At 36.9% G+C, this 6466-nt stretch carries 4 protein-coding genes, 1 other RNA gene and 1 pseudogene; 5 read left to right on the top strand and 1 reads right to left on the bottom strand.

From position 1 onward, the window contains the following. The 5 genes and pseudogenes from PY093_RS15710 to ssrA all read left to right on the top strand — a co-directional run. A pseudogene (locus PY093_RS15710) lies at positions 1 to 333 on the top strand (IS4 family transposase); the annotation flags it as partial. Positions 334 to 883: 550 nt separating this feature from the next. Beyond that, positions 884 to 1624 (top strand): alpha/beta hydrolase, encoded by a 741-nt coding sequence (locus PY093_RS15705; RefSeq protein WP_275646801.1) that lies wholly within the window; start codon positions 884 to 886, stop codon positions 1622 to 1624. Between the two features lie 19 nt (positions 1625 to 1643). Next, positions 1644 to 3971 carry a ribonuclease R gene (gene rnr, locus PY093_RS15700; RefSeq protein ID WP_275646800.1) on the top strand — a complete coding sequence of 776 codons (2328 nt, stop codon included), beginning with the start codon at positions 1644 to 1646 and terminating at the stop codon, positions 3969 to 3971. Positions 3972 to 4259: 288 nt separating this feature from the next. Further along, on the top strand, positions 4260 to 4727 hold the full coding sequence (smpB, locus tag PY093_RS15695) for an SsrA-binding protein SmpB (RefSeq protein WP_275646799.1): 468 nt from the start codon (positions 4260 to 4262) through the stop codon (positions 4725 to 4727). A gap of 143 nt (positions 4728 to 4870) precedes the next feature. Then, positions 4871 to 5233, top strand: a transfer-messenger RNA (tmRNA) gene (gene ssrA / locus PY093_RS15690). Between the two features lie 531 nt (positions 5234 to 5764). On the opposite strand, the gene PY093_RS15685 is transcribed toward ssrA, so the two are convergent. Next, positions 5765 to 6283 carry a hypothetical protein gene (locus PY093_RS15685; RefSeq protein WP_275646798.1) on the bottom strand — a complete coding sequence of 173 codons (519 nt, stop codon included), beginning with the start codon at positions 6281 to 6283 and terminating at the stop codon, positions 5765 to 5767. Positions 6284 to 6466 lie beyond the last annotated feature (183 nt).

Below are 6466 nucleotides of genomic sequence, written 5' to 3'. Positions count from 1 at the left end.
CAGCATTTGGTCATTAAAAAATGTTATGGAAAAAGCGCAAATGCCGTTTACAATCAAATTTACATAGCTATGATCACCTTTTGTCTAACTTTATTGATGAAGAAAAAAGTAAGTTATCAAGGAACCCTCCTTGATATGCTTGAGTTTTTAGGTGAATATTGGTCGAAATGCTTCTTCAATTTTGTAAAAGCACTTTTTGAAAGGCCTGATCGATCATCAGATGGTCGAAGGCGACTAAACCATGAACAGGTTTTCACTGAAACCCTAGCACAGTTTGAAAAAGGAGATGTTCAGCATTTAGATGAATTAACATATGACCCTGTTTATTTGTAAAATTATGGATAAGGACTACCTTCAAATAGGACCCCTTACCCTTTTTTCTCAATTAACCTAAAAGTAAAAATACAGAATATTCTGTTATGTCATATTTTGGAATGATATTCAAAAATATACCTTTTTTACACTCTTGACTTTTTCATAATTTTTTTATGCAACGCTAGTGAGGAATTTATAAAATTGTAAGGTTGTGTATAACTTCGTGTCTTTGTCTATCTACGTCTAGCTCCAGGCGCCATCGGCTCTATGGTATAAGCCAATCCGTCCGGAAGGTTAAAGAACAACCTTCCAGCCGGCTCGTCTTATGCTTGTCGCCGATAGGCGGGCGCCTTGCGCTTTTCTTTATTAATGTGGATTTCTTTATTGTTTAATGAAGTTTTACGCATACTAATACTAACTATTTTAAAAGCTTGATTTAACTAAACGATTATTTAAACATGTCGGCATATACCCAATTTTTCAAACGTTAAAGATGCCTAGAAATTGCGTCATTCTGATACCTATGTTAAAAATGAAACTATATCATAAAAGAAGGGGTTACAAATAAATGAAAATCGTTTTACCAAAGCCGTTTACATTTGAAGGTGGAGAACGTGCTGTTTTATTATTACATGGATTTACAGGGAATTCGGCAGATGTACGGATGCTTGGCCGCTACCTTGAAGGAAAAGGGTATACCTGTCATGCACCACATTATAAAGGTCACGGAGTTCCACCAGAGGAATTAGTACATACAGGTCCAGATGATTGGTGGGAAGACGTTATAAAAGGGTATCAATTTTTAAAAGATAAAGGGCATGAAAGTATTGCTGTGGCTGGTTTATCGCTCGGTGGGGTATTTTCGTTAAAATTGGGTTACACTGTACCTATAAAGGGAATTGTACCTATGTGTGCCCCAATGTACATTAAAAGCGAAGAAGTGATGTATAAAGGAATCCTTGATTATGCTCGGGAATATAAAAAGTACGAAGGTAAAACATCAGAAGCTATTGAAGAAGAAATGGAAAGTTTTAAAAAGACTCCAATGAACACGCTTCAAGCGCTTCAAGAATTAATCGCAGATGTACGAAATCATGTGGATCACATATACTCACCTACGTTTGTTGTACAAGCAAGGAACGACAACATGATTAACACAAATAGTGCAAATATTATTTATAACGAAGTAGAAACTGATCAAAAATATATTAAGTGGTACGAAGAATCAGGACATGTCATTACACTTGATAAAGAGCGTGAGCAATTACATGAAGATGTCTATCAGTTTTTAGAAAAATTAGATTGGTAAGTATTAAGGAGTGAAGAGCATGGATCAAGATATCCAGCAGCATATCGATAAATTGCTTTCTTTTATGAAAGAGGAGGCTTACAAGCCGTTAACCGTCCAAGAGCTAGAAGAAGCTTTTGGCATTAAAGACTCTTCAGAATTTAAAGAATTTGTTAAAGCACTTGTCGTTATGGAAGAGAAAGGTTTTGTTGTAAGAACGCGAAGCAACCGTTATGGGCTCCCAGAAAAAATGAGTCTCCTGCGTGGCAAGTTAACAGGACATGCCAAAGGCTTTGCGTTTGTTATTCCAGAGGATAAATCACTGGACGATGTATTTGTTCCACCACCAGAAATGAATAACGCAATGCATGGTGATATTGTTCTCGTACGTATTAATACAGAAGCTTCTGGTGCACGTAAAGAGGGAACAATCGTTCGGATTATTGAGCGCGGTGTCCAAGAAATTGTTGGAACCTATACAGAAAGTAAAAACTTTGGGTTTGTTATTCCAGATGATAAAAAGATTGTGAATGATATTTTTATCCCGAAAGAGGCTATAAATGGTGCGGCAGAAGGCCATAAAGTAGTTGTTAAGCTAACAACGTACCCTGAAGGACGAATGAGTGCCGAAGGTGAAGTTATTCAAATACTTGGTCATAAAAATGATCCTGGTGTTGATATAATTTCAGTTATTCATAAGCATGGATTGCCTCAGGAGTTCCCGAAGGAAGCACTTGATCAAGCAAACAGCACACCTGATACGATTAACGAAACAGAGATAAAAAACCGTCGTGACTTACGTGATCAAGTGATCGTAACCATTGATGGTGCAGATGCAAAGGATTTAGACGACGCTGTCACTGTTACTAAGCTTGAAAATGGAAATTATAAACTCGGCGTTCACATTGCTGATGTTACACATTATGTGACTGAAGGCTCGCCAATAGATAAAGAAGCAAGTGATAGAGCAACAAGTATTTACTTAGTAGATAGGGTTATCCCAATGATTCCTCATAGATTATCAAATGGAATATGTTCTTTAAATCCAAAAGTTGATCGTTTAACCCTATCTTGTGATATGGAAATAAACGCTGAAGGTCAAGTCGTTAAGCATGAAATCTTCCAAAGTGTGATTAAGACAACAGAACGAATGACTTATTCTGAAGTAAACAAGATTTTAGTTGATAAAGATGAAGAAGTTAGAAAAAGTTATCAATCTTTAGTACCGATGTTTGAAGAGATGGAGGTACTAGCGCAGATTCTTCGTGGAAAAAGAATGAATCGTGGTGCGATTGACTTTGATTTTAAAGAAGCGAAGGTACTTGTTGATGAAGAAGGCAAGCCAACGGATATCGTGCTTCGTGAGCGTTCTGTCGCTGAAAAATTAATTGAAGAATTTATGCTAGCAGCAAATGAAACAGTAGCTGAACATTTCCATTGGATGAATGTACCGTTCATTTACCGTATCCATGAAGACCCAAATGAAGAAAAGCTAAGAAGGTTCTTAGAATTCATTACAAATTTTGGCTATATCGTAAAAGGAACAGGAAATTCGATTCATCCTCGTGCCCTACAGGAAATTGTTGAAGCTGTTCAAGGTCAACCTGAAGAAATGGTTGTATCAACGATTATGCTACGATCAATGAAACAGGCAAAATACGACCCGGAAAGTCTAGGGCATTTTGGGTTGTCGACTGACTATTATACGCACTTTACATCTCCAATTAGACGTTACCCAGATTTAATTGTCCACCGTCTAATTAGAACATATTTAATTAACAACCAAATTGATAGCAGCACACAGGCAAAATGGAATGACAAATTACCTGGCATTGCTGATCATTCTTCTAATATGGAACGTCGTGCCGTTGAAGCCGAACGAGAAACAGATAGCATGAAAAAAGCTGAATATATGCTTGATAAAATTGGTGAAGAATATGATGGTATCATTAGCTCCGTAACCAATTTTGGAATGTTCGTTGAGCTGCCAAATACAATTGAAGGCTTAGTCCATGTTAGCTACTTAACAGATGACTATTATCGATATGACGAACGTAATTTAGCGATGATTGGTGAACGGACAAGTAACATCTATAGAATTGGCGATGAAATTACAGTTCGCGTTGTGAATGTAAATAAAGACGAGCGCTCAATCGATTTTGAAGTAGTAGGAATGAAAGGAACACGCCGCAAATTATCGAAGGAAGCTCCTCGTGTTATTAAAGCTGAAAGAGGACCAAGTCGCAGAAAGAAAACCGATGACGCACCTAAAGATAAGAATGGCGGTACGAAGAAACCAAAGAAAAAGAATAAGAAGTTCTTTGAGAATGTTCCAAAACATAAGAGTAAAAAGCGGAAGAGAAAATAAAGAAAAGGTAACAAAAAACCCCTAAAGTAAATAGAGCTTTAGGGGTTTGAATGGTTATTTAGGTTGCTACCTTTTTATGTTTCTTTAGTTAAATATCACGAGGGGAAAAATGGAGAGTAGATTAAAGAAAATATGTGCTTTTTTGCGTTCGAGTTTTGAGAATGATGATGATTATCATTCAGAAGTCCGTTTAGTTGAAAATAAATGAATAAATAATTTGTTGTATTATTTGAATTAAGCGGATTTTTTTGCTAAAATGAAAGGTACCGTTTGTAAGGGGGAAGTGCGATGCCAAAGGGTGCAGGTAAGGTCATTGCTCAAAATAAAAAAGCGAATCATGATTACTTTATTGAAGATACGTATGAAACTGGAATAGTGCTCCAAGGAACAGAGATTAAATCTCTTAGAGCTGGACGTGCGAATCTTAAAGATTCATTTGCGAGAGTTCAAAACGGCGAAGTGTTTCTTCATAATTTTCACATCAGTCCGTACGAACAAGGTAACCGCTTTAACCATGATCCATTACGTACACGAAAACTATTACTGCATAAGAAAGAAATCAGTAAGTTAATTGGTTATACAAAAGAGACTGGTTATACATTAGTTCCGTTGAAGGTCTATTTAAAAAATGGTTATGCAAAACTTTTGCTTGGTCTTGGTAAAGGTAAGAAACAATATGACAAACGTGATGATCTTAAAAAGAAAGAAGCTAAACGTGATATCGAACGAGCATTCCGTGATAGACAGAAGGAATAGTGGTTTACAAAAACTTACAATTGAAAACAAAGGATTATGTGCTATAATAACTCATGAGAGGACAATTGAATAGCAACAAGTAAGAGTTATTCACTTGAGGATGATATCCTCTTTCTCCGAAACACCCTATTTACTTTTTATATGGGGACGCTACGGATTCGACAGGGGTAGTTCGAGCTTGGGTTGCGAGTCGAGGGGATCGGCCTCGTTAAAACGTCAACGCCTATAACTGGCAAAGAAAACAACAACTTCGCTTTAGCTGCTTAATAACAGTCTATAGCGGTTCCTCCCTCCATCGCCCATGTGGTAGGATCAGGGACTCACTCTAAGTGGGCTACGCCGGAGTTCACCGTCTGAGGACAAAGGAAGAGAACAACCAGACTAGCTGCTCTCAAAGCCTGTCGATAGGCCGAGGGGTTAGCGAAATACTAATATATCGACTACACTCGTAGAAGCTTAAGTGCCGATGCTTTTGGACGTGGGTTCGACTCCCACCGTCTCCACCAAATACATATTTGGTGGTTTTTTTATTTTTATTGTGACTTTTAGTAAAAAAATGTCACTTAGACATTATTATGCTTTAAAATCGTAATGACAATATTATTCTTTAAACAACTTTTTGAGTTACTTTATTATTCGTAAATGTAGATGAAATCTCGGGGACCTTTTTCACAAAAATGATATCGGATGGTTAAATATCTTTCGAGAGGGTGTTACATCTATCTATCTTCTGTTATAAAATCTCAAAATGAATAAGTGCCTTCCCTCAGTAGATTGAAGTATTAACGTATTGGGGTCTGGTGCATTTTTTAAAAGATAAGAAAGTATAAAAGTTTGTACCTAGTTTTAGTGTCTAGCTCCGGGGGCCATCGGACCTGAGGTCATAAGCCAATCCGTCCGGAAGGTTAAAGAACTACCTTCCAGACGGCTCGTCTTATGCTTGACTTGCACAGGATGTGCTGATGTCGATGTTCGCCAAAGGACGTGGCGTGTTTTAATCGACGCGCCAAAAAGGCGGGCGCGCCTTTCGCTTTTCTTTAGAGTAAATGCTGATGTTTTTGAATTGTAAAAACCTGCGTTTCTTTTGTTACTTTAGGGGGATGCTCCCAACCCATTTTTTTTATAAAATCATTATAGTTTCTTTCAAGTGTAGCTTGTTGAATAGCCATTTCAAAATGGATATGTTTAACATTTGGATCTTTCATCATTAAAGCAGATGTAAAGTTACTATTTGCCATGAATTTTGCCGTTGATCTTGCCTCTATGGCAATTGGTTTATGGAGTGATGTATTCGATGTATTTCCCTTTTCAATATGCTGGTTATGCCCATCGCTAAGATCAATTGGTGATAATGTTATCCATTGATTTCGATTAGGATCCAGTAATCCAAGCATAACTCTTACATGATCTTGCATAACGATTATTTGTAGATTAATAATATGTTTGAGATCTGGATGGTTTACGATTGAATGATAATACTTTAACTTATTTATAATCCCTTCATGTGTGGTCAGGTGTTCATCCATTAAGCCTACATCGATTGCTGGTAACGCCATTTTAGTTTCCTCCTGTTCAAAGAAATAGGTTTTCTACCCATACATTATGATAAAAATAAATAAACGTTCGAAAATTATAATTACAATTAAATATCTATATTAAATTAGTGTGCTTAACCGGGACTTCACAATTTCTACATTCATCTGTTAGAATAAATAGTGAAAGTTCATTCAGTGGGGGTT

Origin of the sequence: Cytobacillus sp. S13-E01 (genome assembly GCF_029193815.1) — a bacterium.
In the GTDB taxonomy this organism is placed as follows: Bacteria; Bacillota; Bacilli; order Bacillales; family Bacillaceae_L; genus Bacillus_BV.
Note: the sequence above shows the minus strand (reverse complement) of the source record. Positions and strands in the feature narration are given on the sequence as shown.